This window comes from Paracoccus sp. (in: a-proteobacteria), assembly GCF_046462195.1.
Classification (GTDB): domain Bacteria; phylum Pseudomonadota; class Alphaproteobacteria; order Rhodobacterales; family Rhodobacteraceae; genus Paracoccus.
In genome coordinates this window covers 1-23,992 of sequence record NZ_JBKGUN010000041.1, presented here as the reverse complement: position 1 = coordinate 23,992, position 23,992 = coordinate 1, and the positions used below count along the sequence as shown (strand labels likewise).

Genomic DNA, 23,992 nt, shown 5'->3' with positions numbered 1-23,992 from the left:
AAGCATGCCAACACCGAGGCAGCATCCGCAAAGCCGTGTCCGCAGGCACAGCGGCCTCGGAACCTGTGGACCGTGGTACTGTCCGAACAGGCGGATAAGGATCAGTCGCGCACTTCCTGAGGATCCACACCCCAGATCGAGGCCTTCGGGACCCAGCCCCGTTGTCCCCCGCCCGCCACGCGGCACCAGTCAGGCTCGCATTCGTTCAGGCGCAGGATGGCGCCGATCTCGGCCCGGGCAACCACGTCGGATTCGGCGTTGGGCCGGCTGCGCAATTCCAGCATGTCCTGGGTCACCAGCACCGTCCTGACCCCTGACAGCAGCGCATAATGAACCCAGCCACCGGCGCCGTCCTTGTCCTCCACCCGCCGCCAGTGACCGAATTCGGCCACCACCCGCAGCGGCATGCCTGCATGCCGGAAGACCCAGTCGATCCGATGCGACAGACTGGGACCACGCCGGGCATTGCCCTCGTTTCCCTTCAGGCTGACATAGCGGGGCAGGGGCAGGTTGGTCACCGGCCCGCGCTGGTCGGCCGCGGCCTGGGCCAGAACAAGCGGCTGCCCCGCGTCCTGGGGCAGGGTCTGTGCATGGCCCGCCGGGACATGCCCTCCGATCAGCATGGCCAGTGCCAAGGCCCCCGCGATGCTGCCCATCCTGCATGCCCGTGATGTCATCTGCCGTCCGTTCCTGTCCTGGGGCTTTCTGCGCCCTTCTGGGGTCTTGTGCATGCCCCTCAACGCGGGCAGTTTGCCAAAAGCCACCCGCCATGGGAAGTGCAGCCCCGACACGACTTCGAGAAAATGAGGTGACCATGTCCGCCAGCCCCTCCTCGATCCGCCAGAAGTTGCGCGTGGCGGTGACCCGCCGGCTGCCCGAGGCAGTCGAGACCCGCATGTCGGAACTGTTCGACGTGGCCCTGCGCAATGACGACCGCAAGCTGACGCAGGACGAGCTGGTGTCGCTGATGCAGGATGCGGATGTGCTGGTGCCGACGGTGACGGACCAGATCAACGCCGGCATGCTCGCCCGCGCGGGAGAGCGGCTGAAGCTGATCGCGAATTTCGGCGCGGGCGTGGATCACATCGACGTCCTGTCCGCGCGCCAGCGTGGTGTTTTGGTGTCGAACACGCCGGGCGTCGTGACCGAGGACACCGCCGACATGACGCTGGCGCTGATCCTGGCGGTGACGCGCAAGATCCCCGAAGGACTGGCCGAGATGCAGGCCGGACGCTGGCAGGGCTGGTCGCCCACGGCCCATCTGGGCGGGCGGGTCGGTGGTCGGCGGCTGGGCATTCTGGGCATGGGCCGTATCGGGCAGGCCGTGGCGCGCCGGGCAGCCGTTTTCGGCATGCAGGTGCATTACCACAACCGCAGACGCCTCCGTCCCGAGATCGAGGATCAGCTGCAGGCCACCTGGTGGGAAAGCCTAGACCAGATGCTGGCGCGCATGGACATCGTCAGCGTGAATGCGCCGCATACGCCCTCGACCTTCCACCTGCTGAACGCACGACGGCTGAAGTTGCTGAAGCCCACGGCCGTCGTGGTGAACACCTCGCGTGGCGAGGTCATCGACGAAAATGCCCTGACCCGGATGCTGCGGGCCGGAGAGATCGCCGGCGCGGGCCTTGATGTCTTCGAGCACGGACATGAGATCAACCCTCGCCTGCGCGAACTGCCCAATGTCGTGCTGTTGCCGCATATGGGCAGCGCCACGGTCGAGGGGCGTGCCGAGATGGGGGAAAAGGTCATCATCAACATCAAGACCTTTGCCGACGGGCACCGCCCGCCGGATCTGGTCGTGCCCTCGATGCTCTGATGACAGCCGCAGCTTCGGCCCGCTGGGCGGTGTCCGCCCTGTTCTTCGTGAACGGCCTGATGGTGGGCAGCTGGGCGCCCAAGGTGCCCGCCCTGATGGAACGCCTGGGCATCTCCGAGGCTCTGGCCGGGCTGATGGTCGTGGCCTTGGGGGCAGGCTCGATCTGCGTCATGCCGTTGTTCGGGGCCATGGTGGCACGGGCGGGATCGGCCCGGGCGGTCAGCCTGTCAGCCTGTGCGGTCGCGCCTGCGCTGATCTGGATCTCGCTGGCCCCCAGCTTTGGCTGGGTCGTCGCCGGGGTCTTTCTGTTCGGCGGCCTGATCGGCGGGATGGATGTGGCAATGAATGCCAATGCGGTCGCGCTTGAACGGGTGCGTGGCCGTGCGATCATGTCCTCGTGCCACGGGTTCTGGAGTTTGGGCGCCTTTGCCGGTGCCGGGACGGGCGGCCTGCTGATCGAGCGTCTGGGCGAGCTTTATCAGGGTATTGCCGTGGCCCTCGTCTTTGCCGGCGTGCTGGCCTGGGCGCTGCCGCGTACGGTTCGCGACGCGCCCGCGCCCGGGGAGGACAAGCCTCCGCTGCGGCTGCCAAGCTCACCCTTGCCTTATCTCATCGGCCTTTTGGCACTGGCCGCGATGATTCCCGAAGGCGCTGTCCTCGACTGGGCGGCGGTCTATCTTCAGCGCGAGATGGGCGCATCGCTGTCCTTGGCGGGCTGGGGCTTTGCGGCCTGCGCTGGGACGATGGCGGTGATGCGTTTCCTGGGAGACGGTCTGAGGCGGCGCCTGGGGGCGGTGCTGACACTGCGCATCAGCATCGGCGTGGCAATGGCGGGATTGGCGACGGCGGGACTGGCCCAGGCACCGGGTGCGGCCATTGCGGGTTTTGCCTTGGCTGGTATCGGTATCGCGAACATCGTGCCGATCGCCTTTTCGGCAGCAGGGAACGTGCCGGGACTGGCGAATGGCGTGGGTCTCTCGGTCGTGACCACCATGGGGTATTCCGGCATGCTGCTGGCCCCCGGCAGCATCGGCTGGCTGGCGGAGCGGATCAGCCTTGGAACCATCTATGTCGTTCTGGCGGCACTGCTGCTGATCCCGCTGGCCTTGTCACACCTGGCCCGTACCGCCGATTTTGACGGCCCCTAGGTTTTCGCGGCCGAGGTTGCCTCAGCGATAGACCTGCCCGTCGCCGGGAAAGCTGCGGTCGCGCACGGCGGCCGCATAATCCGCAACGGCCTGATCGGCGCGCGCGGCAAGATCTCCGAACGTCCTGACAAAGCGGGGGACGCGGCCTGACAGGCCCAGCATGTCGTCCAGCACCAGGATCTGTCCATCGCAACGGGCAGAGGCTCCGATGCCGATGGTGGGAACGGTGAGGCTGTTGGTGATGCGGTCGGCCAAGGCTTCCATGACCCCCTCGATCACGACCGAAAAGGCACCCGCCTCGGCCACGGCCCGTGCATCGGCGACATGGGCAGGCCAACTGGCCTCGTCGCGTCCTTGGGTCTTGAAGCCACCCATGACATTGGTGGCCTGGGGCGTCAGGCCGACATGGGCCATCACGGGAATGCCCCGATCCACCAGAAAGCGGATCGTCGGAGCCACGCGCGTGCCGCCCTCCAGCTTGACTGCGCCGCAACCGGTTTCGGCCATGACACGGGCAGCATTTCTGAAGGCCTGCTGGGGCGACTCCTCGTAGCTGCCAAAGGGCATGTCGATGACGACCATCGAGCGCTGGCTACCCCGCATGACCGCCTGCCCGTGCAGGATCATCATGTCCAGCGTCACCCCGACGGTGGAAGGCAGACCATGCACCACCATCCCCAGGCTGTCGCCCACGAGGATAACCTCGGCATGCCGATCGACCAGGGCGGCCATGGGCGCCGTATAGGCCGTCAGCGCCACGATGGGCGTGCCGCCCTTGGCGGACGCGATCTGGGGAACGGTGATGCGTTTGACGGGGACCTGGGCGGACATGAAGGCTCCTAGGGGTGGGCGACACGCTGGTCGATCAGCAGCACATCGCCGAAGCGGACGGCCAGCAGGATCACCACGGGGCGTTCGATGGTCTGGACACGGGACAGGTCGTCCGCATCGCGAATGTCGATCGAGCGGATCTCGGCGCGGGGTTCAGTTCGCAATGTTGCAAGGATCTGGCGACGGATGGCGGCCGGGCCGGCCCCGTGCGCCACCATCACCTGGGCCTGATCCAGCGCGTGGTTCAGGACCGGTGCGGCAAGGCGATCCTGAGCCGTCAGGCGCTGGTTGCGAGACGACATGGCAAGGCCGTCGCCCTCGCGCACCGTGGGCACGGGCAGGATCTGCACGGGGATGTCCAGGTCCGTCACCATCCGGCGGATCAGCGTCAGTTGCTGATAGTCCTTTTCGCCAAAGGCCGCGGCCTGAGGTTGGATGATGTTGAACAGTTTGGTCACGACTGTCGCCACGCCCCGGAAATGCCCCGGCCGCAACCGCCCCATCAGCATGCGGCCCAAGCCCGCCACCTCGACATGGGTCTGGGCGTCGGGGCGATAGATGTCGGTGACCGTCGGCAGGAAGACGGCATCACAGCCGGCTTGCTGCAGAAGCGCCAGATCGCCAGCCTCGTCGCGAGGATATTTGTCCAAGTCCTCGCCGGGGCCGAACTGCGTCGGGTTCACAAAGATCGAGGTGGCAACATGTCCGCCGCCCTGGCTGTTCAGCCATTCCCGCGCCCGCGCCACCAGTGTCAGGTGCCCTTGGTGCAGTGCGCCCATGGTGGGCACCAGCGCGACACGTGCCGCACCATCGCGCCAAGCGCGCATGTCCTGCGTGCTGCGGCAGATCTGCATGAAGGCCCTCCTGACGGCGTGGACGGCAACCTAGCGTCGGGGGCAAGGTTCGGCAAGTGCCGCGTTGCAGCATGACATCCACGTCCAGGAGAAGATGGTTGAGGAGATTTTCGGAAGGCGGCAGGAAGGTTCACGGAGCAATAAGCGGAACCGGAGTTACTTCGAGCAGCATTCGGTCACGTGCCACGTTCAAAGAGCCATGGCTGCTGCTTCATTCTTGCCTTTTTCCTATATGACGCCGTTCTTTTACTATCCAAACTAGCGAATCCTTATGGGAAAAAACCTAAATCTAAACCAGCCTAACGACATCTGCATTGCAATGCCGGTGGTTGCAGATGGAAGGCTTCCTAAAGTCCGAACTTGTTTCATGCCGGTCAAGCTGTCTCCGCCGGGCGGATCTGGGCTGCATCTGGCGATTGGAGCTGCCGAGAGGGCATAGGCGCGCGCTGCCACAATCCCGGAAGCACGATAGAGCAGAAGAACCAAAAGGCACTCCAAAACAAAAAGGCCGAACCCGAAGGTTCGGCCTTTTTGTTTTGGAGCGGGCGATGAGATTCGAACTCACGACCCTAACCTTGGCAAGGTTATGCTCTACCCCTGAGCTACGCCCGCACTCCGTCCCTTCGGCGTTCCGTTCCGTTTCCGGTGATCGTCTCGCCTTCGGTGAGCGGTGATTTATGAGACTGTGCTGAGCGGCGCAAGAGGAAAAATCACCTGTCGGAGAAATTTTCCTCCTGCCCCGTCGCCGTCATTCGGCTGCACGGCTGCGGGCAGGGTTCAGCATCGGCCCAAGATAACGCCCGGTATGGCTGGCTGCCACCTGTGCCACATCTTCCGGTGTACCGGTGGCAACCACGCGCCCGCCGCCATCGCCGCCCTCGGGGCCGATATCGATGATCCAGTCCGCGGTCTTGATGACGTCCAGGTTGTGCTCGATGACCACGACAGTGTTGCCTTGCTCGACTAGTTCATGCAGCACCTCCAGCAACTTGCGGACATCCTCGAAATGCAGGCCGGTCGTGGGTTCGTCCAGGATGTACAGCGTCCGGCCTGTCGAACGGCGCGACAGTTCCTTGGACAGCTTCACCCGCTGTGCTTCGCCCCCCGACAGCGTCGTGGCCTGCTGGCCCACCTTGATATAGCCCAGGCCCACCTGCATCAGGGCGTCCATCTTTTCGCGGATGGAGGGCACGGCCGCGAAGAAGGTCTGCGCGTCCTCGACCGTCATGTCCAGGACATCGGCGATGGATTTTCCCTTGAACTGCACTTCCAGCGTTTCGCGGTTGTAGCGCTTGCCCTTGCACGTCTCGCATTCGACATAAACGTCGGGCAGGAAATGCATCTCGATCTTGATGACGCCGTCGCCCTGGCAGGCTTCGCAGCGGCCGCCCTTGACGTTGAAGGAGAAGCGACCGGGCTTGTAGCCCCGCGCCTTGGACTCCGGCAGGTTCGCGAACCAGTCCCGGATCGGCGTGAATGCCCCGGTATAGGTGGCCGGGTTCGAGCGCGGCGTTCGGCCGATGGGGCGCTGGTCGATGTCGATGACCTTGTCCAGATGCTCCAGTCCCCTGATCGTTTCACAGGGGGCAGGGGTCTGGCGTGCGCCATTCAGGCGCAGCGAGGCGGTCTTGAACAGCGTTTCGATCGTCAGCGTGGACTTGCCGCCACCCGACACGCCGGTGACGCAGACGAACTTGCCCAGAGGGAAATCGGCCGTGACGTTTTTGAGGTTGTTGCCGGTTGCCTTGACGACTGTGATCTTCTTGCCGTTGCCCTTGCGGCGGATCTCGGGGATCTCGATGGCCCGGACGCCGGAAAGGTAACGCCCGGTCAGGCTGTTGGGATCGGCGGCGATCTGGTCGGGCGTGCCGTGACTGACCACGGTCCCGCCATGGACGCCTGCCCCCGGACCCATGTCAAAGACATAATCGGCGTGACGAATCGCATCCTCGTCATGCTCCACGACCAGAACCGAATTTCCCTGGTCGCGCAGGTTCATCAGCGTGGTCAGCAGGCGGTCGTTGTCGCGCTGGTGCAGGCCGATCGATGGCTCGTCCAGAACGTACAGCACCCCGGTCAGGCCGCTGCCGATCTGGCTGGCCAAACGGATGCGCTGGCTTTCGCCGCCCGAGAGGGTGCCCGCCGCCCGGGACAAGGTCAGATAGTCGAGGCCGACATTCACAAGAAAGCCGAGCCGCTCGCGGATTTCCTTCAGGATGGCAGCCGCGATCTCGGTCTTTTGCCGGGACAGATGGTTCGGAGCATCCTCGACCCAGGCCAGCGCCTCGCGGATCGACAGTTGCACCACCTGTCCCACATGGTTGCCGGCAATCTTGACGGCCAGGGCCTCGGGCTTGAGGCGGTAGCCATGGCAGGCACCGCAGGGCCGGTTGTTCTGGTAACGCTCGAATTCCTCGCGGACCCACTGGCTGTCGGATTCGCGCAGCCGGCGCTCCATGTTGGGGATCACGCCCTCGAAGACACGAGAAACCTCGTACACGCGTCCGGCGTCGTCAAAGCGGAACTTGACCTCCTCCTTGCCCGATCCGCGCAGGAACATGCCACGGACGCTGTCGGGCAGGTCCTTCCAGGCCGTTTTCTTGTCAAAGTCGTAATGCTTGGCCAGCGCATTGACAGTCTGGGTCAGGTAGGCCGATTTCGACTTGGCCCATGGGGCGATGGCCCCCTTGTCGACCGACAGGGCCGCGTCGGGAACGATCAGCCGTTCGTCGAAGAACAACTCGACCCCAAGACCGTCGCAGACCGGGCAGGCGCCGAAAGGAGCGTTGAAGGAAAACAAGCGGGGCTCGATTTCCGGAATGGTGAAACCGCTGACCGGGCAGGCGAACTTTTCGCTGAAGGTCAGGCGTTCCGGCTCGGCCTCGCCCTCGGCCGCCAGTTCCAGATGGGCAATGCCATCGGCCAGGTCCAGTGCGGTGCGAAGCGAGTCGGCCAGACGCGTTTCCAGCCCTTCGCGCACGACGATCCGGTCCACGACGATGTCGATGTTGTGGCGGAACTTCTTGTCCAGGGTCGGGGCATCTTCCAGGTCATGGAAGGTGCCGTTGATCTTGACGCGCTGGAAGCCCTGACGGCGCAGCTCCAGAAGCTCTTTCTTGTACTCGCCCTTGCGGTCGCGCACGATGGGGGCCAGCAGATAGGCGCGCGTGCCTTCGGGCAGGGCCATGACACGGTCCACCATGTCCTGAACCTGTTGCGCCTCGATCGGAAGGCCGGTTGCCGGCGAATAGGGCGTGCCAGCGCGCGCGAACAGCAGGCGCAGGTAGTCATAGATCTCGGTAACGGTGCCGACCGTGGATCGCGGGTTCTTGGATGTCGTCTTCTGCTCGATGCTGATCGCAGGCGACAGGCCCGAGATATGGTCCACGTCGGGCTTGCCCATCATGTCCAGGAACTGGCGCGCATAGGCCGACAGGCTTTCGACATAACGTCGCTGACCTTCAGCATAGATCGTGTCAAAGGCGAGCGAGGACTTGCCCGAACCCGACAGGCCGGTGATCACCACCAGCTGGTCGCGCGGGATGTCCATGTCCACGCCTTTCAGATTGTGCTCGCGCGCGCCGCGCACCTCGATGAACTTCTGTTCCATTGGCGTGCCCCTCTGACCAGTCGCATGAGATAGGGACGCGCGGACGAAAAGCAAGTTCCAAATGCGAACGGATAGGGAACATGTCGGCCCTGTCCGTCTTTTGTCGCTCTTGTGCATGCAGGGCTTTCAATTACCGCAACTCCTTGCGCTGCAACGCAGCACCGCTAGGATGCGGCTGGCGAGGACAAAGGGGACGGCATGTTCAAGAAAATTCTGGTTGCCAACCGGGGCGAGATCGCAATTCGGGTCATGCGGGCTGCGAACGAACTGGGCAAGAAGACGGTGGCCGTCTATGCCGAGGAAGACAAACTGGGCCTGCACCGCTTCAAGGCTGACGAAGCCTATCGGATCGGCGAGGGTCTGGGACCCGTGGCGGCCTATCTGTCGATCCCCGAAATCATTCGTGTGGCCAGACTGTCGGGTGCGGACGCGATCCATCCGGGCTATGGCCTCTTGTCCGAGAACCCTGATTTCGTCGACGCCTGCGCGGCTGCAGGCATCACCTTCATCGGCCCCCGCGCCGACACGATGCGCGCGCTCGGCGACAAGGCCAGTGCCCGGCGCGTGGCCATCGAGGCGGGGGTGCCCGTCATTCCCGCGACCGAAGTGCTGGGCGAGGATTTCGACGCCATCAAACGCGAGGCGGCCGAAGTCGGCTATCCGCTGATGCTGAAGGCCTCCTGGGGCGGCGGCGGGCGCGGCATGCGCCCGATCAATGGCCCCGAGGAGCTGGTCGAGAAGGTCCGCGAAGGCCGGCGCGAGGCCGAGGCCGCCTTTGGCAACGGCGAAGGCTATCTGGAAAAGATGATCCTGCGCGCCCGCCATGTCGAGGTGCAGCTTCTGGGCGACACTCATGGTGGGCTTTATCACCTCTACGAACGCGACTGCACCGTCCAGCGCCGCAACCAGAAGGTCGTCGAGCGTGCGCCCGCGCCCTATCTGACCGAAGACCAGCGGGCCGAGGTCTGCGCACTGGCGCTGAAGATCGGCCAAGCGGTCGGCTACCAGAACGCCGGCACGGTCGAGTTCCTGATGGATATGGACAGCCAGCAGTTCTACTTCATCGAGGTGAACCCGCGTGTCCAGGTGGAGCACACCGTGACCGAGGAGGTCACCGGCATCGACATCGTCCAGTCCCAGATCAAGATCGCCGAGGGCGCGACTCTGGCCGAGGCCACCGGCCATGCCCGGCAGGAGGACATCACCCTGTCCGGCCATGCGCTGCAGTGCCGCGTGACGACCGAGGATCCGCAGAACAACTTCATCCCCGACTATGGCCGCATCACCGCCTATCGCTCCGCGACCGGCATGGGCATCCGCCTGGACGGCGGCACCGCCTATTCGGGCGGGGTGATCACGCGGTATTACGACTCGCTGCTGGTCAAGGTGACAGCCTGGGCGCAGACGCCCGACCAGGCGATCAAGCGCATGGACCGCGCCCTGCGCGAGTTCCGCGTGCGCGGCGTCAGCACGAACATCGACTTCGTCATCAACCTGCTGAAGCACCCGACCTTTCTGAACGACACCTACACGACCAAGTTCATCGACACGACCGACGACCTGTTCACCTTTGCCAAGCGGCAGGACCGGGCGACGCGCATCCTGACCTATCTGGCCGACATCAGCGTGAACGGTCACCCTGAAACGGCCGGCCGACCCCTGCCGCCCGCGCAGGCGCGGCCCCCCGTGCCCCCCGCGCCGGTGGCCGAACCCGCACCGGGTACGCGCCAGCTGCTGGAATCCCAAGGCGCGCAGGCCGTGGCGGACTGGATGGCGGCGCAACAGCAGCTGCTGATCACCGACACGACCATGCGCGACGGGCACCAGTCGCTGCTGGCCACGCGCATGCGCTCGATCGACATGATCCGCGTGGCGCCCTCCTATGCCGCGAACCTGCCGCAGCTGTTCAGCGTGGAATGCTGGGGCGGGGCGACCTTCGACGTGGCCTACCGCTTTCTTCAGGAATGCCCGTGGCAGCGGCTGCGCGACATCCGCGCGGCCATGCCGAACCTGATGACGCAGATGCTGCTGCGCGCCTCGAACGGCGTGGGCTACACCAACTATCCCGACAACGTGGTGCGGTCCTTTGTCGCGCAGGCGGCAAAGTCGGGCGTGGATGTATTCCGCGTCTTTGACAGCCTCAACTGGGTCGAGAACATGCGCGTCGCCATGGATGCGGTGATCGCGTCGGGCAAGATCTGCGAAGGCACCGTCTGCTATACCGGCAACATGCTGGACCCCGAGCGGTCGAAGTACGACCTGCAGTATTACGTCAACACGGCGCAGGAGCTAAAGGCTGCCGGCGCGCATGTGCTGGGGCTGAAGGACATGGCGGGACTGCTGAAGCCCGCCGCCGCGCGCATCCTGATCAAGGCGTTGAAGGAGGAGGTGGGCCTGCCGATCCACTTCCACACCCATGACACCAGCGGCATGGGCGGCGCCACCATCCTGGCCGCGGCCGAGGCGGGCGTGGATGCGGTGGATTGCGCCATGGACGCGCTGTCGGGCAACACCAGCCAGCCGACCTTGGGCAGCATCGTCGAGGCCCTGGCCCAAACCGATCGCAGCACCGGGCTGGACATCGGCGCGGTGCGGGCGATCAGCAACTACTGGGAGCGCGTGCGTGAAAGCTATGCGGCCTTCGAATCGGGCCTGCAGTCGCCGGCTTCCGAGGTGTATCTGCACGAGATGCCGGGCGGGCAGTTCACCAACCTCAAGTCGCAGGCCCGCTCCATGGGACTGGAGGACCGCTGGCACGAGGTGGCCCAGGCCTATGCCGACGTGAACCGGATGTTCGGCGACATCGTCAAGGTCACGCCCTCCTCCAAGGTCGTGGGGGACATGGCGCTGATGATGGTGTCGCAGAACCTCACGCCTGCCGATGTGATGGACCCTGCCCGCGACATGTCCTTCCCCGACAGCGTCGTGGACATGATGCGCGGCAACCTGGGCCAGCCCCCGGGCGGCTGGCCCGAAGCGATCCAGAACAAGGTCCTGAAAGGGGAAGCGCCCATCACTGATCGTCCCGGTGCGCATCTGGAGCCGGTCGACTTAGAGGCCGTGCGCGCGAAGCTGTCCGAGGAACTGGGCGGCGTCGAGATCGACGACGAGGATCTGAACGGCTATCTGATGTATCCCAAGGTCTTCACCGACTACATGGCCCGTCACGAATCCTATGGTCCCGTCCGGACCCTTCCGACGCGCAGCTTCTTCTACGGCATGGAGCCGGGACAGGAGATCAGCGTCGAGATCGACCCGGGCAAGACGCTGGAGATCCGCCTGCTGACCCTTGGCGACACCGACGAGAAGGGCGAGATGAAGGTCTTCTTCGAGCTGAACGGCCAACCGCGGCAGGTGCGCGTTCCAAACCGCAAGGCAACCGGGGCCTCGGTGGCGCGGCCCAAGGCCGATCCCGCCAATCCGGGGCATGTCGGCGCGCCGATGCCCGGCGTTGTGGCCTCGGTCGGGATCGCGGCAGGGGCCAAGGTCAGCCAGGGCGACCTGATCCTGACCATCGAGGCGATGAAGATGGAGACGGGGCTGCATGCGGACCGCGACGGCACCATCAAGGCGCTCCATGTCTCGCCCGGGCAGCAGATCGATGCCAAGGACCTGCTGGTCGAGATCGAGTAAGCCCTGACCCTACAGGCGCCCGCCGTCCGGGCGGCTGCCTGAGGGTCCAGGAAACGCGGAAGGCGGCCGGTGTTGCGCATCGGCCGCCCCCATGCTGCATGAATGCAACAATTTGCCGCGTAATTGCCCGCCCCCAACCGTTGACCCTGACCCTTGCGAGGTCTACATCACGCTCAGCCAACCCGTCGCGGGGTGAGCCATGATCCCCGCGACCGACAAGGGGATCAACGCCCGTGGAAAACCTTCTGCAGGATTATCTGCCCGTCCTCGTTTTTCTGGGGATGGCGTCGGCGCTTGCACTGATCTTGCTGCTTGCCGCCATCATCATTGCCGTACGCAATCCCGACCCCGAAAAGGTCAGCGCCTACGAGTCGGGCTTCAATGCCTTTGACGACGCGCGCATGAAGTTCGACGTGCGGTTTTATCTTGTCTCCATCCTGTTCATCATCTTCGACCTGGAAGTTGCCTTCCTGTTTCCGTGGGCGGTCAGCTTTGCCTCGATCAGTGACGTGGCCTTCTGGTCGATGATGGTGTTCCTGGGTGTGCTGACCGTGGGCTTTGCCTATGAATGGAAGAAGGGGGCGCTGGAATGGGCGTGATGACCGGAGCGAATACCGCCGGTCCCGACCGCGAGGTCGCGACGACTGCGTTGAACCGTGAACTGCAGGACAAGGGCTTCCTGCTGACCACCACCGAAGACATCATCAACTGGGCGCGCAACGGCTCGCTGCACTGGATGACCTTCGGCTTGGCCTGCTGCGCCGTCGAGATGATGCACACCTCGATGCCGCGCTATGACCTCGAGCGTTTCGGGACGGCGCCGCGCGCGTCTCCGCGCCAGTCGGACCTGATGATCATCGCAGGGACACTGACCAACAAGATGGCTCCGGCACTGCGCAAGGTTTACGACCAGATGCCCGAGCCGCGCTATGTCATCAGCATGGGCAGCTGCGCGAATGGCGGGGGTTATTATCATTACAGCTATTCCGTGGTGCGCGGTGCTGACCGGATCGTGCCGGTCGACATCTATGTGCCCGGCTGCCCGCCCACGGCGGAGGCTCTGCTGTACGGCATCCTGCAACTTCAGCGCCGGATCCGGCGCACCGGCACGCTGGTGAGGTGACCATGGCGCTTTATCCCGATCTCGAGGCGCTGGACCAGCTGGCCGAGCATATCAAGCTGCGCCGCCCGAACGAGGTGGTCGATGCCGCGGTCGAAAATGGCGACCTGACGGTCACCGCGACCGCAGCCGGCATCCTGGACCTGATCGAGTTCCTGCGCAGCGACAGCTCGTGCCGGTTCTCGACCCTGGTCGACATCACGGCGGTCGATTATCCGTCGCGTCAGCAGCGTTTCGATGTCGTCTGGCATTTCCTGTCGATGTACCAGAACCACCGCATCCGCGTGAAGGTCGCCATCCGCGAGGATGAAATGCTGCCCACCCTGACGCGTATCCATCCCTGTGCGAACTGGTTCGAGCGCGAGATCTTCGACATGTTCGGCATCCTGTTCACAGGGCATCCTGACATGCGGCGCCTGCTGACCGACTATGGCTTCTCGGGCCATCCGCTGCGCAAGGACTTTCCGACGACCGGCTATGTCGAGGTGCGCTATGACGAGGCCGAGAAGCGCGTGATCTACGAACCCGTATCGCTGGTGCAGGAATACCGCCAGTTCGATTTCCTCTCGCCTTGGGAAGGGGTGCAATACGCCCTTCCAGGCGACGAAAAGACCAAGGGGTAAGGCCATGGACGGCGACATCCGCAACAATGCCTATGACGAAGGCAGCCCGGACGTAGAAACCAAAGAACAAAGCATCCGCAAGTTCAACATCAACTTCGGTCCCCAGCATCCGGCTGCGCACGGCGTGCTGCGCTTGGTGCTGGAACTGGACGGCGAGATCGTGGAGCGTGCGGACCCGCATATCGGCCTGCTGCATCGCGGCACCGAGAAGCTGATGGAAAGCCGGACCTATCTGCAGAACCTGCCCTATTTCGACCGGCTCGACTATGTTTCGCCCATGAACCAGGAACATGCCTGGTGTCTGGCGATCGAGCGTCTGACCGGAACGGCAGTGCCGCGCCGCGCCAGCCTGATCCGGGTGCTGTATTGCGAAATCGGCCGCATCCTGAATCACCTGCTGGGCCTGACCACTGGTGCCTTGGACGTGGGTGCCCTGACGCCGCCCTTGTGGGGGTTCGAGGCACGCGAAGACCTGATGATCTTCTATGAACGCGCTTCGGGGGCCCGCCTGCACGCGGCGTATTTCCGGCCGGGTGGGGTTCATCAGGATCTGCCGCCTGACCTGCTGGACGATATTGAAGCGTGGTGCGACCGGTTCCCCAAGGTGCTGGACGACCTCGACACGCTGCTGACCGAAAACCGCATCTTCAAGCAGCGCCTGGTCGGCATTGGCGTCGTCACCGAGCAGCAGGCCTTGGAGTGGGGGTTTTCGGGCGTCATGGTGCGCGGCTCGGGGATGGCATGGGATCTGCGGCGCTCGCAGCCCTACGAATGCTATGACGAGTTTGACTTTAAAATTCCGGTCGGCACCAACGGGGACTGTTACGACCGGTTCCTGATCCGGATGCAGGAAATGCGCGAATCCACAACCATCATGCGTCAGGCTGTCCAGAAACTGCGGGCCGAAGGACCGGGCGAGGTGCTGGCACGGGGCAAGATCACGCCGCCCAAGCGCGGCGACATGAAGCGCAACATGGAAAGCCTGATTCACCACTTCAAGCTCTACACCGAGGGCTTTCACGTGCCTGCAGGCGAGATCTATGCCGCCGTGGAGGCGCCAAAGGGCGAATTCGGCGTTTATCTGGTCAGCGACGGCACCAACAAGCCCTACCGAGCCAAGCTCCGGGCACCTGGTTATCTGCACCTGCAGGCCATGGACTGGATGGCCAGGGGTCATCTGCTGGCGGATGTGCCGGCGCTTATTGCCACCCAGGATATCGTCTTCGGAGAGGTTGACCGCTGATGCTGCGCCGCCTGCACCCCGTCCAGCCGGACATGTTCGAATTCACTCCCGCGAACCTGGAATGGGCGCGGGCGCAGATCACCAAGTATCCCGAAGGGCGCCAACAGTCCGCGATCATCCCGATCCTGTGGCGCGCGCAGGAGCAGGAAGGCTGGCTGTCGCGGCCGGCAATCGAATATTGCGCCGAAATGCTGGGCATGGCGTATATCCGTGCGCTTGAAGTGGCGACATTCTACTTCATGTTCCAGCTGCAACCGGTCGGGACCGTGGCCAACATCCAGATCTGCGGCACCACGACCTGCATGATCTGCGGAGCCGAGGCGCTGATCGATGTTTGCAGACGCAAGATTGCACCGACACCCCATACGTTGTCCGCAGACGGCAAATTCAGCTGGGAAGAGGTGGAGTGTCTGGGCGCTTGTGCGAATGCCCCGATGGCCCAGATCGGCAAGGATTATTACGAGGATCTGACGCCGGAAAACCTTGAAGCGCTGATCGACCGCATGTCGGCGGGCGAGGTGCCCCAGCCCGGATCGCAAAGCGGACGTTTTGCCTCCGAGCCGGCGACGGGTCTGACCAGCCTCGCAGAGGCGCAGGGTGGCAGCGCGATGAACGCCAGCGTGACCCTCGCCACTCAACTGGGTGAAACGTTGAAGCGCATCGACGGGACCGAAGCGCCGATCCTGACCAAGTGGCGTCGCCGCCCCGAGGCGGCCGAAGATGACCGGAGCGGTCGTGATACCGCGCCTGAAAACGAGCCGCGCCCGTCCGAGGGAACATCGGTGGACAAGACCGGCGTGACCGAACAGGAGGCGCATGCCAGTTCGGCCGCACGACCCGTTTCGGCACGAAATCCTGCTGGTATCCGTGCCGAGGAAACGGATGACGGCAAGGCGAAGTAAACGAAGGACGGAGTAAGGGATGCCTGCCACAAGGGAAAGTGCCAGCATGAGGACCGGCCTTGTCACGGCCGTTCCGATCCTGCTCGCCCTTGGGCTGGCAGGGGCGATGGGCGGGCTTGCAGCGCTGGTTCTGGCGACGGTTGCCGGTTCCCTTTTGGGCAGACTGGTGAATTGGATCATGGTGGGCAACATTGCCACGGACACATCGCGCTTGGACCTTGAGACGTCCCAAGCGGCTCCGGTCGCGGCATCCGGTCCAGAAGATATCGTACCGTCAAGTACCTCGCCCGAGCGGGAGGATCTGCGCCTGATCAAGGGGTTCCTTCTAAAAGTCGAAGCGGCGCTGGTGAACGTGACGCGCCTGACGCAGATTGTCGCAAGGAACGAGGGTTGGATCGACGAGGTGGCGGCCAGGATCGGGGGCGCGGGTTCGCGGATCAGGGGCGATGACTGGGTGGGGCAGGCAAAGGCGCTTGTCGCGGCACGGCGGGCGGGCGCTTGATGGCTGATCCGCAGCAGGATGCGAAGCAGATGCGGCTGGTGGCGATCGTGATCGCCGTGACCATGCTGGTGTGGCTGGCCGTTCAGGCGGTCGGCGGAAATTATGGCTGGGCGGCACGATGGGCTTATCTGGCCGATCTGGCCGCGATCGGCGCTTTTATCTGGTCGCTGATCGTGACCTGGCGTATCTGGCGGCGCAGGAATGCGTGACGCCCGGATGAGAGGACCTTACGGATGCTGAAAGATCAGGATCGCATTTTTACCAACCTCTACGGGATGGGCGACCGCAGCCTGGCGGGCGCGAAGAAGCGTGGCCATTGGGACGGCACAGGCGAGATCCTGGGCCGCGGCCGTGACAAGATCATCGAGCAGGTCAAGGCCTCGGGTCTGCGCGGGCGCGGGGGCGCAGGCTTTCCGACGGGCCTGAAATGGTCCTTCATGCCCAAGGAATCGGACGGGCGGCCCAGCTATCTGGTGATCAATGCCGACGAGTCCGAGCCTGCGACCTGCAAGGACCGCGAGATCATGCGGCACGACCCGCACACCCTGATCGAAGGTGCGTTGATCGCCAGCTTCGCGATGAGCGCGCATACCTGCTATATCTATCTTCGCGGCGAATATATCCGCGAGAAGGAGGCCCTGCAGGCGGCCATCGACGAATGCTATGACGCGGGTCTCCTGGGCCGGAACGCCGCCGGTTCAGGCTGGGATTTCGACATCTTCCTGCACCACGGCGGTGGCGCCTATATCTGCGGCGAGGAAACGGCGCTGCTGGAAAGCCTGGAAGGCAAGAAGGGCATGCCCCGGATGAAGCCGCCCTTTCCGGCAGGGGCAGGCCTTTATGGTTGCCCGACAACGGTGAACAACGTCGAATCGATTGCCGTTGTCCCCACGATCCTGCGCCGCGGGCCGGAATGGTTTGCGGGATTTGGCCGCCCGAACAATGCGGGTGTCAAGCTGTTTGGCCTGACCGGCCATCTGAACGCCCCCTGCGTGGTCGAGGAGGCCATGTCGATCAGCATGAAGGAGTTGATCGAAAAGCACGGCGGCGGCGTGCGCGGCGGTTGGAAGAACCTCAAGGCGGTGATCCCGGGCGGCGCGTCCTGTCCCGTCCTGACAGCGGAGCAATGCGAAAATGCCATCATGGACTATGACGGCATGCGTGAACTGCGTTCGTCCTTTGGAACGGCCTGCATGATCGTGATGGATCAGTCCACCGACGTCATCAAGGCGATCTGGCGGTTGTCCAAGTTCTTCAAGCATGAAAGCTGCGGGCAGTGCACGCCCTGCCGCGAGGGCACCGGCTGGATGATGCGCGTGATGGAGCGGCTGGTGTCCGGCGAGGCCGAGGTCGAGGAAATCGACATGCTGCTGGACGTCACGAAGCAGGTCGAAGGCCACACGATCTGCGCGTTGGGCGATGCCGCCGCCTGGCCGATCCAGGGCCTGATCCGCAACTTCCGCGACGAGATCGAAGACCGGATCAAGGCCAAGCGCACCGGGCGCATGGGCGCATTGGCGGCAGAATGATCTGTCAGGTCGATCATAAGGATCACGGGGTGCGCACGCCCTCGTGTCGGGCAAAGACTGCAACCGGTGATTATGTGAAACCACATCATCACCGGAAGGAATTTGCCGTGAAACGTCCCTTGATCGCCTTTCTGACTGTTGTTCTGTTGTCCGGTCCCGCTGCTGCACTGGAGCCGCTGGCGCAGGAAACCTATATCAACGACCGTCTGGTCCAGGCGCGTGTCGCGGATCTGCTGCGCCGGGGGTGCCCGTCGATCAGCGCGCGGATGGTCAAGGCCTTTTCCGAGGCGCGGGCGCTCAAGCGTTACGCGCGCGACAAGGGCTACAGCGAGGCCCAGATCGATGCCTTTCTCGACAGCCGCGAGGAACGCAAGCGCATCTATGCGCTGGCCGATCGTTATATGGTCGAAAAGGGTGTCGTGAACGGACAGCCCGATACATTTTGCCGCCTTGGGCGGGACGAAATCGCACGGCAGACGGTCGCAGGATCGTTGCTGAGTGCCAGGTAAGGATGAAATCATGGCCGATTTGCGGACAATCAAGATCGACGGCACCGAGATCCAGGTGGATCCCAACCTGACCCTGATCCAGGCATGCGAGCAGGCCGGGATCGAGATCCCGCGCTTCTGCTATCACGAGCGGTTGTCGATTGCAGGCAACTGCCGCATGTGCCTGGTGGAAGTCGTGGGTGGGCCACCCAAGCCCTCGGCCTCGTGCGCGATGCAGGTCAAGGATCTGCGTCCTGGACCGGAAGGCGCGCCCTCCGAGATCCGGACCAACAGCCCGATGGTCAAGAAGGCCCGCGAAGGCGTGATGGAATTCCTGCTGATCAACCATCCGCTAGACTGCCCCATCTGCGACCAGGGTGGCGAATGCGACCTGCAGGACCAGGCAATGGCTTATGGCGTCGATTTCAGCCGCTATCGCGAGCCCAAGCGTGCCGCAGAGGAGCTGAACCTGGGTCCCTTGGTCGAAACGCACATGACCCGCTGCATCAGCTGCACCCGCTGCGTGCGCTTTACCAGCGAAGTTGCGGGCATCAGCCAGATGGGACAAACCGGCCGCGGCGAGGACAGCGAGATCACCAGTTATCTGAACGAGACGCTGGCCTCGAACCTCCAAGGCAATATTGTCGACCTGTGCCCCGTGGGCGCGCTGGTCAGCAAGCCTTATGCCTTCACCGCGCGTCCATGGGAGCTGTCCAAGACCGAGTCGGTGGACGTCATGGATGCACTCGGCAGCGCGATCCGCATCGACACGCGGGGACGTGAAGTCATGCGCATTCTGCCGCGCAACCACGACGAGGTGAACGAGGAGTGGATCAGCGACAAGACGCGCTATGTCTGGGACGGTCTGCGCCGGCAGCGCCTGGACAAGCCTTATATCCGCGAAAACGGCAAGCTGCGTCCAGCGACCTGGCCCGAAGCCCTTTCGGCCGCGGCCCGTGCGATGCAGGGTCGCAAGGTTGCGGGTCTGGTCGGTGATCTGGCCTCGGTCGAATCTGCCTTCAGTCTCAGGCTGCTGGTCGAAGCGCTCGGCGGTTCGGTCGAGTGCCGGACCGATGGCGCCAAGCTGCCGGCAGCCAACCGTTCCGGCTATGTCGGCAATGGGATGATCAGGGACATCGACGCGGCGGGTTCGGTTGTCATGATCGGCACCAATCTTCGCGACGAGGCGCCTGTTCTGAACGCGCGCGTCCGCAGGGCTTGGGCCCGTGGCGTGCAGATCACGCTGGTCGGACAGGCGGTCGATCTGACCTATGACTACGATCATGCCGGTACGGACCGTGCTGCGCTGGCCACGCTGCTGAAGAACGCAAAGACCGCCGAGGAACCGGGGTTCGTGATCGTGGGGCAGGGTGCATTGCGCGAAGCCGACGGTGAGGCCGTGCTGGCCCATGCCCAAGCCCTGGCCGAGGCGACGGGCGCGCGTCTCCTGGTGCTTCACACCGCCGCGTCCCGCGTGGGTGCGATGGATGTGGGCGCCGTGACGCAGGGTGGACTGGCGGCCGCGATCGACGGCGCGCAGGTCATCTATAACCTGGGCGCCGACGAGGTGGAGATCGCGCCGGGTGCGACTGTGATCTATCAGGGCAGCCATGGGGACCGGGGTGCCCATCGTGCGGACATCATCCTGCCCGCCGCCTGCTATACCGAGGAAATGGGCCTGTTCGTGAACACCGAAGGGCGTCCGCAACTGGCCATGCGTGCCAATTTCGCACCGGGAGAGGCCAAGGAGAACTGGGCGATCCTGCGCGCCCTGTCCGCCGAACTGGGACAAACCCTGCCTTGGGACAGCCTGGCGCAACTGCGACGCAGGCTGGTTGCCGCGGTGCCGCATCTGGCGCAGGTCGACCAGGTGGTCGAAAGCGAATGGCAGCCGTTGCCGTTCCGTGACATGGGACGGGCCGATTTTGTCAACCCTGTCCGTGACTTCTATTTGACAAACCCGATCGCGCGGTCCTCTCCATTGATGGGCGAATTGTCTCGCATGGCGGCGGCGCGCAACGCGCCGGCCCTGGCAGCGGAGTAGGATCGATGTCGATGTCACACAAAAGCCTTTCCAGCACGGCCCTTCTGGGGGCCGTTCTTTCGTTGTCCGGCTGTTTCGTCGGCACAACGGCAACCGAAGACGGCCGCCCCGGTGCCGAGCGGACCGCCAATCTGGCCGCACCCCGCGCGCTGAACAGCAGCACGGGCCTGAACCATGCGCGAATCTCGACCAAGTCCGGAGAGATCCTGATTCTGGAAGCCGATGGCAGCGTCACGACGATGGATCTGGACAGCGAGGGCGGGCGGGATGCCTTTGCCGTCAGCGAAGCCGATCTGGCGGCGCTGAATGCGAATCTGGACCTGAACCTGTCTGGTGTGGTCGCCCGCAACCTTCCCCGGGAAAAGACGGCGCAGCAGAAGGCGCTGGAGGCCTTCGCGGCCCGCACCCAGCCTGCACTGCCGGCCCTGCGCGAAGGGACCGAGATCGACCCGGAGGTATTCATCGCCACCAAGGTCCAGACACTGAGTCGGGGCGGCAAGGCCGATCTGGTGGAAGTGACGGCCAATCTTCGGGAAGGGGTGGACGCCGATATCGCGTTTTCGTATGCCACCTGCGCACTGGCCGGTTGGGCCAAGGAGAATGGCGCCGCCTACGGGCGTCACATCCGTACCCTGCAGGACAAGCGCAACGGCAAGCAGCTGATCGGTTCGGCCTTTATCCTGTCCGAAACCAAGCCGATGGGCCTGCGGGTCATGGAAACGGAAGACACCCTGCGCGAATGCAGGGCCCGCGGCATTCCCGCGGCCTGAGGAAGAGGAACAGGCATCATGGCTGATTTTTGGGCATCTTCCTGGGGAATCACCGTCATCCTGCTGGCGCAGGGTTTGGCGCTGATCGTCTTCGTGATGCTGTCGCTGGTCTACATGGTCTATGGCGACCGCAAGATCTGGGCAGCGGTGCAGATGCGGCGCGGCCCGAACGTGGTCGGCCCCTGGGGGGTGCTTCAGACCTTTGCCGACGCGCTGAAGTTCGTCGTCAAGGAGGTCGTGGTGCCTGCCGGGGCAGACCGTTTCGTGTTCTTCCTGGCGCCTTTCCTGTCGATGATGCTGGCACTGCTGGCCTTTGTCGCGATTCCCTTCGCGCCGGGCTGGGTCATGGCGGACATCAACGTGGGCATCCTGTTCATTTTCGCGGTGTCGTCGCTGGAAGTGTATGGCGTGATCATGGGAGGCTGGGCGTCGAACTCCAAGTTCCCGTTCCTTGGCTCGCTGCGGTCGGCCGCGCAGATGATCAGCTATGAGGTCAGCCTGGGCCTGATCATCATCGGCGTGATCATCTCGACCGGCTCCATGAACCTGACAGCAATCGTCGAGGCACAGCGGGGCGCAGGCCTGCTCTCTTGGTACTGGTTGCCGCACCTGCCGATGGTGGTCCTGTTCTTCGTCTCGGCACTGGCCGAAACCAACCGTCCGCCCTTCGACTTGCCGGAAGCCGAATCCGAACTGGTTGCGGGCTTCATGGTCGAATATTCCTCCACGCCCTATCTTCTGTTCATGGCAGGCGAATACATCGCCATGTGGCTGATGTGCGCGCTGATCAGCGTGCTGTTCTTCGGCGGCTGGCTGTCGCCCATTCCGGGACTGCCGGACGGGGCGATCTGGATGTTCCTCAAGATGGTCTTCTGGTTCTTCATGTTTGCGATGGTGAAGGCCATTGTACCGCGGTACCGCTATGACCAACTGATGCGCGTGGGCTGGAAGGTTTTCCTCCCGCTGTCACTTGGCTGGGTGGTCATCGTGGCATTCCTTGCAAAATTTGAAGTGTTCGGCGGGTTCTGGACCCGTTGGGCCGGAGTGTGATCAAGATGGCATACGCAAACAAGATCGCCGAAGCGCTGGATGGGGCAACCGAAACCGAGAAGGCCGAGCTTGCCCGCTTTCTGACCAGCAGCTTCGACACCACCGAACAGCTGGATAATGACGCCAGGGTCCGCGAATACGTGGCGGCTTTCGACCGCTTCGTCGCGTCCAAGCAAGGGGAATAGTCCCGATGGCTTTCGACATTGCCCGTGCCACCAAATACTTTCTGATGGTGGACTTCATCAAGGGGTTCGGCTTGGGGCTGCGTTACTTCTTCGCGCCCAAGTCCACCCTCAATTATCCACATGAAAAAGGTCCGCTGAGCCCGCGGTTCCGCGGTGAGCATGCGTTGCGCCGTTATCCCAACGGTGAAGAACGCTGCATCGCCTGCAAGCTGTGCGAAGCGATCTGTCCTGCACAGGCCATCACCATCGAATCCGAACCGCGGGACGACGGCTCGCGCCGCACGACGCGTTACGATATCGACATGACCAAATGCATCTATTGCGGGTTCTGCCAGGAAGCGTGCCCGGTCGATGCCATCGTCGAGGGACCGAACTTCGAGTTCTCGACCGAAACACGGGAAGAGCTGTTCTACGACAAGCAGCGCCTGCTGGACAACGGCGCGCGCTGGGAGGCCGAGATTTCCCGCAACCTTTCGATGGATGCACCCTACCGATGACCGATGCGTTCCAGAAGATGTTCCAGCAGATGATGGCCCAGGGCCAGGAAATGGCCCGGGCCTTCAATCCCGCGCTGGAGCATTTCGACGTCAAGGCGTTCGAGAAGATGTTTCCGACCATGCCGGCCGACGTGCTGGAAATGTGGTTTGGAAAGACCTTCAACCGTGATGGCCTCGACGCCAAGACGCGGCTTCTGGTGACGATTGCCGCAATGACCGTGCAGGGCGCCTTGGCCGAGCCGCAGCTGCGCCTGACGATCCGCCATGCCATCGAGGCCGGGGCAACACCGCGAGAAATTGCCGAGGTCATCTATCAGATGGGGATGTTCGGCGGCCTTCCGGCGATGCAGAAGGCGCTGGAGATCGCCCAAGGCGTCTTTACCGAATCCGAGGGGAGCAGCCAGTCATGATGACCTTTGCCTTTTACCTGTTCGCCGTCACGGTCTGCGTGGCGGGCTTCATGGTGGTCCTGTCGCGCAACCCGGTTCATTCGGTGCTGTGGCTCATCCTGTCCTTCTTGTCCGCCGCCGGACTCTTTGTCCTGCTGGGCGCCGAATTCGTGGCCATGTTGCTGGTCATCGTCTATGTGGGCGCCGTGGCGGTGCTGTTCCTTTTTGTGGTGATGATGCTGGATGTCGAATTCGACCAGTTGAAGGGCGAGCTGGCCAGCTATCTGCCGCTGGCGGGCCTGATCGCGGTGATCCTGCTGGCACAACTGGCCATCGCCTTCGGCGCTTGGGAAAGCGCGGATCAGTCGGCGACACTGCGCGCCGTTCCGGTCGGACCCGAGATCCAGAACACCAATGCCATCGGATCGGTTCTTTACGACCGCTACATGCTGCCATTCCAGATCTCGGGGCTGATCCTCTTGGTCGCCATGATCGGGGCCATCACGCTGACCATGCGCCACCGCACGAATGTCAAACGTCAGGACGTCATTGCACAGATGCACCGCGATCCGGCAAAGGCCATGCAACTGCGCGACGTGAAGCCGGGGCAGGGGCTCTAAGACCCCGCCACCGCCCAACGGAATTTCAACGGGTGACAGACCCGGAGGGACTGAAAAGATGATCGGTTTGACACATTACCTTGTCGTGGGGGCGATCCTGTTCGTCGCCGGGATCTTCGGCATCTTCGTGAACCG

Annotated in this window: 23 protein-coding genes, 1 tRNA gene and 1 pseudogene; 20 read left to right on the top strand and 5 right to left on the bottom strand. The window is 63.7% G+C overall.

Translation table 11 applies throughout. The features are described from left to right. Positions 1 to 101: 101 nt before the first annotated feature. Entirely contained in the window at positions 102 to 677 is a 576-nt protein-coding gene (locus ACLHHB_RS02930) for an SH3 domain-containing protein (RefSeq protein ID WP_410216787.1), read from the bottom strand. Positions 678 to 814: 137 nt separating this feature from the next. Between ACLHHB_RS02930 and ACLHHB_RS02925 the strand changes: the two genes are divergently transcribed. After that, positions 815 to 1,819 carry a 2-hydroxyacid dehydrogenase gene (locus tag ACLHHB_RS02925; RefSeq protein WP_410216786.1) on the top strand — a complete coding sequence of 335 codons (1,005 nt, stop codon included), beginning with the start codon at positions 815 to 817 and terminating at the stop codon, positions 1,817 to 1,819. Next, entirely contained in the window at positions 1,819 to 2,967 is a 1,149-nt protein-coding gene (locus ACLHHB_RS02920; protein ID WP_410216785.1) for an MFS transporter, read from the top strand. The genes ACLHHB_RS02925 and ACLHHB_RS02920 overlap by 1 nt, the downstream gene beginning before the upstream one ends. A 21-nt stretch (positions 2,968 to 2,988) precedes the next feature. Here the strand turns inward: ACLHHB_RS02920 and panB are convergent, their stop codons facing one another. The 4 genes from panB to uvrA form a co-directional block, all read right to left on the bottom strand. Beyond that, positions 2,989 to 3,798 (bottom strand): 3-methyl-2-oxobutanoate hydroxymethyltransferase, encoded by an 810-nt coding sequence (gene panB, locus ACLHHB_RS02915; protein ID WP_410216784.1) that lies wholly within the window; start codon positions 3,796 to 3,798, stop codon positions 2,989 to 2,991. 8 nt (positions 3,799 to 3,806) lie between these two features. Next, a complete protein-coding gene (gene panC, locus ACLHHB_RS02910; RefSeq protein ID WP_410216783.1) occupies positions 3,807 to 4,652 on the bottom strand; it encodes a pantoate--beta-alanine ligase in 846 nt (281 codons plus the stop codon). A gap of 537 nt (positions 4,653 to 5,189) precedes the next feature. Then, positions 5,190 to 5,264 (bottom strand) — tRNA-Gly (locus ACLHHB_RS02905). A 136-nt stretch (positions 5,265 to 5,400) separates the two neighbouring features. Beyond that, the gene (gene uvrA, locus ACLHHB_RS02900; protein WP_410216782.1) at positions 5,401 to 8,262 is read right to left on the bottom strand and encodes an excinuclease ABC subunit UvrA; all 2,862 of its coding nucleotides are present in this window, start codon (positions 8,260 to 8,262) and stop codon (positions 5,401 to 5,403) included. Between the two features lie 198 nt (positions 8,263 to 8,460). On the opposite strand from uvrA, the gene ACLHHB_RS02895 reads away from it, so the two are divergent. From ACLHHB_RS02895 to ACLHHB_RS02810, 18 genes and pseudogenes are all read left to right on the top strand, one after another. Continuing rightward, positions 8,461 to 11,895 carry a pyruvate carboxylase gene (locus ACLHHB_RS02895; RefSeq protein WP_410216781.1) on the top strand — a complete coding sequence of 1,145 codons (3,435 nt, stop codon included), beginning with the start codon at positions 8,461 to 8,463 and terminating at the stop codon, positions 11,893 to 11,895. Positions 11,896 to 12,128: 233 nt separating this feature from the next. Then, positions 12,129 to 12,494, top strand: a complete 366-nt coding sequence (locus ACLHHB_RS02890; protein ID WP_410216780.1) for an NADH-quinone oxidoreductase subunit A — start codon at positions 12,129 to 12,131, stop codon at positions 12,492 to 12,494. Beyond that, the gene (locus tag ACLHHB_RS02885) at positions 12,485 to 13,018 is read left to right on the top strand and encodes a NuoB/complex I 20 kDa subunit family protein (protein ID WP_410216779.1); all 534 of its coding nucleotides are present in this window, start codon (positions 12,485 to 12,487) and stop codon (positions 13,016 to 13,018) included. The genes ACLHHB_RS02890 and ACLHHB_RS02885 overlap by 10 nt, the downstream gene beginning before the upstream one ends. A gap of 2 nt (positions 13,019 to 13,020) precedes the next feature. After that, a complete protein-coding gene (locus ACLHHB_RS02880) occupies positions 13,021 to 13,638 on the top strand; it encodes an NADH-quinone oxidoreductase subunit C (RefSeq protein WP_410216778.1) in 618 nt (205 codons plus the stop codon). 4 nt (positions 13,639 to 13,642) lie between these two features. Next, entirely contained in the window at positions 13,643 to 14,881 is a 1,239-nt protein-coding gene (locus ACLHHB_RS02875; RefSeq protein ID WP_410216777.1) for an NADH-quinone oxidoreductase subunit D, read from the top strand. Further along, entirely contained in the window at positions 14,881 to 15,783 is a 903-nt protein-coding gene (nuoE, locus tag ACLHHB_RS02870) for an NADH-quinone oxidoreductase subunit NuoE (RefSeq protein ID WP_410216776.1), read from the top strand. Before ACLHHB_RS02875 ends, nuoE begins: the two co-directional genes overlap by 1 nt. Before the next feature lie 46 nt (positions 15,784 to 15,829). Continuing rightward, positions 15,830 to 16,285 (top strand): hypothetical protein, encoded by a 456-nt coding sequence (locus tag ACLHHB_RS02865; protein WP_410216775.1) that lies wholly within the window; start codon positions 15,830 to 15,832, stop codon positions 16,283 to 16,285. Next, on the top strand, positions 16,285 to 16,494 hold the full coding sequence (locus ACLHHB_RS02860) for a DUF5337 domain-containing protein (protein WP_410216774.1): 210 nt from the start codon (positions 16,285 to 16,287) through the stop codon (positions 16,492 to 16,494). The genes ACLHHB_RS02865 and ACLHHB_RS02860 overlap by 1 nt, the downstream gene beginning before the upstream one ends. Positions 16,495 to 16,518: 24 nt before the next feature. After that, the gene (nuoF, locus tag ACLHHB_RS02855) at positions 16,519 to 17,814 is read left to right on the top strand and encodes an NADH-quinone oxidoreductase subunit NuoF (RefSeq protein WP_410216773.1); all 1,296 of its coding nucleotides are present in this window, start codon (positions 16,519 to 16,521) and stop codon (positions 17,812 to 17,814) included. Between the two features lie 107 nt (positions 17,815 to 17,921). Then, positions 17,922 to 18,323: a DUF5333 domain-containing protein gene (locus tag ACLHHB_RS02850; protein ID WP_410216772.1), complete on the top strand. Its 402-nt coding sequence runs from the start codon at positions 17,922 to 17,924 to the stop codon at positions 18,321 to 18,323. 10 nt (positions 18,324 to 18,333) lie between these two features. Further along, positions 18,334 to 20,346, top strand: coding sequence for an NADH-quinone oxidoreductase subunit NuoG (gene nuoG / locus ACLHHB_RS02845; RefSeq protein WP_410216771.1), 2,013 nt, complete (start codon positions 18,334 to 18,336; stop codon positions 20,344 to 20,346). A gap of 11 nt (positions 20,347 to 20,357) precedes the next feature. Beyond that, entirely contained in the window at positions 20,358 to 21,116 is a 759-nt protein-coding gene (locus tag ACLHHB_RS02840) for a hypothetical protein (protein WP_410216770.1), read from the top strand. Between the two features lie 18 nt (positions 21,117 to 21,134). Beyond that, complete coding sequence (gene nuoH / locus ACLHHB_RS02835) at positions 21,135 to 22,166, top strand: NADH-quinone oxidoreductase subunit NuoH (RefSeq protein WP_410216769.1); 1,032 nt, start codon at positions 21,135 to 21,137, stop codon at positions 22,164 to 22,166. A gap of 5 nt (positions 22,167 to 22,171) precedes the next feature. Beyond that, positions 22,172 to 22,351 carry a hypothetical protein gene (locus ACLHHB_RS02830; protein ID WP_410216768.1) on the top strand — a complete coding sequence of 60 codons (180 nt, stop codon included), beginning with the start codon at positions 22,172 to 22,174 and terminating at the stop codon, positions 22,349 to 22,351. Positions 22,352 to 22,356: 5 nt separating this feature from the next. Further along, complete coding sequence (gene nuoI, locus ACLHHB_RS02825; RefSeq protein WP_410216767.1) at positions 22,357 to 22,848, top strand: NADH-quinone oxidoreductase subunit NuoI; 492 nt, start codon at positions 22,357 to 22,359, stop codon at positions 22,846 to 22,848. Continuing rightward, a complete protein-coding gene (locus ACLHHB_RS02820) occupies positions 22,845 to 23,258 on the top strand; it encodes a carboxymuconolactone decarboxylase family protein (protein WP_410216766.1) in 414 nt (137 codons plus the stop codon). Before nuoI ends, ACLHHB_RS02820 begins: the two co-directional genes overlap by 4 nt. Continuing rightward, complete coding sequence (locus tag ACLHHB_RS02815) at positions 23,255 to 23,857, top strand: NADH-quinone oxidoreductase subunit J (RefSeq protein ID WP_410216765.1); 603 nt, start codon at positions 23,255 to 23,257, stop codon at positions 23,855 to 23,857. The genes ACLHHB_RS02820 and ACLHHB_RS02815 overlap by 4 nt, the downstream gene beginning before the upstream one ends. A gap of 58 nt (positions 23,858 to 23,915) precedes the next feature. After that, a pseudogene (locus ACLHHB_RS02810) lies at positions 23,916 to 23,992 on the top strand (NADH-quinone oxidoreductase subunit K); the annotation flags it as partial.

What these genes read in the sequence shown, in the direction of transcription:
- panB (WP_410216784.1), bottom strand. Translation starts at nt 3,798, where the DNA reads ATGTCCGCCCAGGTCCCCGTCAAACGCATCACCGTTCCCCAGATCGCG.
- ACLHHB_RS02920 (WP_410216785.1), top strand. Translation starts at nt 1,819, where the DNA reads ATGACAGCCGCAGCTTCGGCCCGCTGGGCGGTGTCCGCCCTGTTCTTC.
- ACLHHB_RS02885 (WP_410216779.1), top strand. Translation starts at nt 12,485, where the DNA reads ATGGGCGTGATGACCGGAGCGAATACCGCCGGTCCCGACCGCGAGGTC.
- uvrA (WP_410216782.1), bottom strand. Translation starts at nt 8,262, where the DNA reads ATGGAACAGAAGTTCATCGAGGTGCGCGGCGCGCGCGAGCACAATCTG.
- nuoI (WP_410216767.1), top strand. Translation starts at nt 22,357, where the DNA reads ATGGCTTTCGACATTGCCCGTGCCACCAAATACTTTCTGATGGTGGAC.
- ACLHHB_RS02925 (WP_410216786.1), top strand. Translation starts at nt 815, where the DNA reads ATGTCCGCCAGCCCCTCCTCGATCCGCCAGAAGTTGCGCGTGGCGGTG.
- nuoE (WP_410216776.1), top strand. Translation starts at nt 14,881, where the DNA reads ATGCTGCGCCGCCTGCACCCCGTCCAGCCGGACATGTTCGAATTCACT.
- ACLHHB_RS02830 (WP_410216768.1), top strand. Translation starts at nt 22,172, where the DNA reads ATGGCATACGCAAACAAGATCGCCGAAGCGCTGGATGGGGCAACCGAA.
- ACLHHB_RS02820 (WP_410216766.1), top strand. Translation starts at nt 22,845, where the DNA reads ATGACCGATGCGTTCCAGAAGATGTTCCAGCAGATGATGGCCCAGGGC.
- panC (WP_410216783.1), bottom strand. Translation starts at nt 4,652, where the DNA reads ATGCAGATCTGCCGCAGCACGCAGGACATGCGCGCTTGGCGCGATGGT.
- ACLHHB_RS02840 (WP_410216770.1), top strand. Translation starts at nt 20,358, where the DNA reads ATGTCACACAAAAGCCTTTCCAGCACGGCCCTTCTGGGGGCCGTTCTT.
- nuoG (WP_410216771.1), top strand. Translation starts at nt 18,334, where the DNA reads ATGGCCGATTTGCGGACAATCAAGATCGACGGCACCGAGATCCAGGTG.
- ACLHHB_RS02895 (WP_410216781.1), top strand. Translation starts at nt 8,461, where the DNA reads ATGTTCAAGAAAATTCTGGTTGCCAACCGGGGCGAGATCGCAATTCGG.
- ACLHHB_RS02880 (WP_410216778.1), top strand. Translation starts at nt 13,021, where the DNA reads ATGGCGCTTTATCCCGATCTCGAGGCGCTGGACCAGCTGGCCGAGCAT.
- nuoF (WP_410216773.1), top strand. Translation starts at nt 16,519, where the DNA reads ATGCTGAAAGATCAGGATCGCATTTTTACCAACCTCTACGGGATGGGC.
- ACLHHB_RS02875 (WP_410216777.1), top strand. Translation starts at nt 13,643, where the DNA reads ATGGACGGCGACATCCGCAACAATGCCTATGACGAAGGCAGCCCGGAC.
- ACLHHB_RS02930 (WP_410216787.1), bottom strand. Translation starts at nt 677, where the DNA reads ATGACATCACGGGCATGCAGGATGGGCAGCATCGCGGGGGCCTTGGCA.
- ACLHHB_RS02815 (WP_410216765.1), top strand. Translation starts at nt 23,255, where the DNA reads ATGATGACCTTTGCCTTTTACCTGTTCGCCGTCACGGTCTGCGTGGCG.
- ACLHHB_RS02860 (WP_410216774.1), top strand. Translation starts at nt 16,285, where the DNA reads ATGGCTGATCCGCAGCAGGATGCGAAGCAGATGCGGCTGGTGGCGATC.
- nuoH (WP_410216769.1), top strand. Translation starts at nt 21,135, where the DNA reads ATGGCTGATTTTTGGGCATCTTCCTGGGGAATCACCGTCATCCTGCTG.
- ACLHHB_RS02865 (WP_410216775.1), top strand. Translation starts at nt 15,830, where the DNA reads ATGAGGACCGGCCTTGTCACGGCCGTTCCGATCCTGCTCGCCCTTGGG.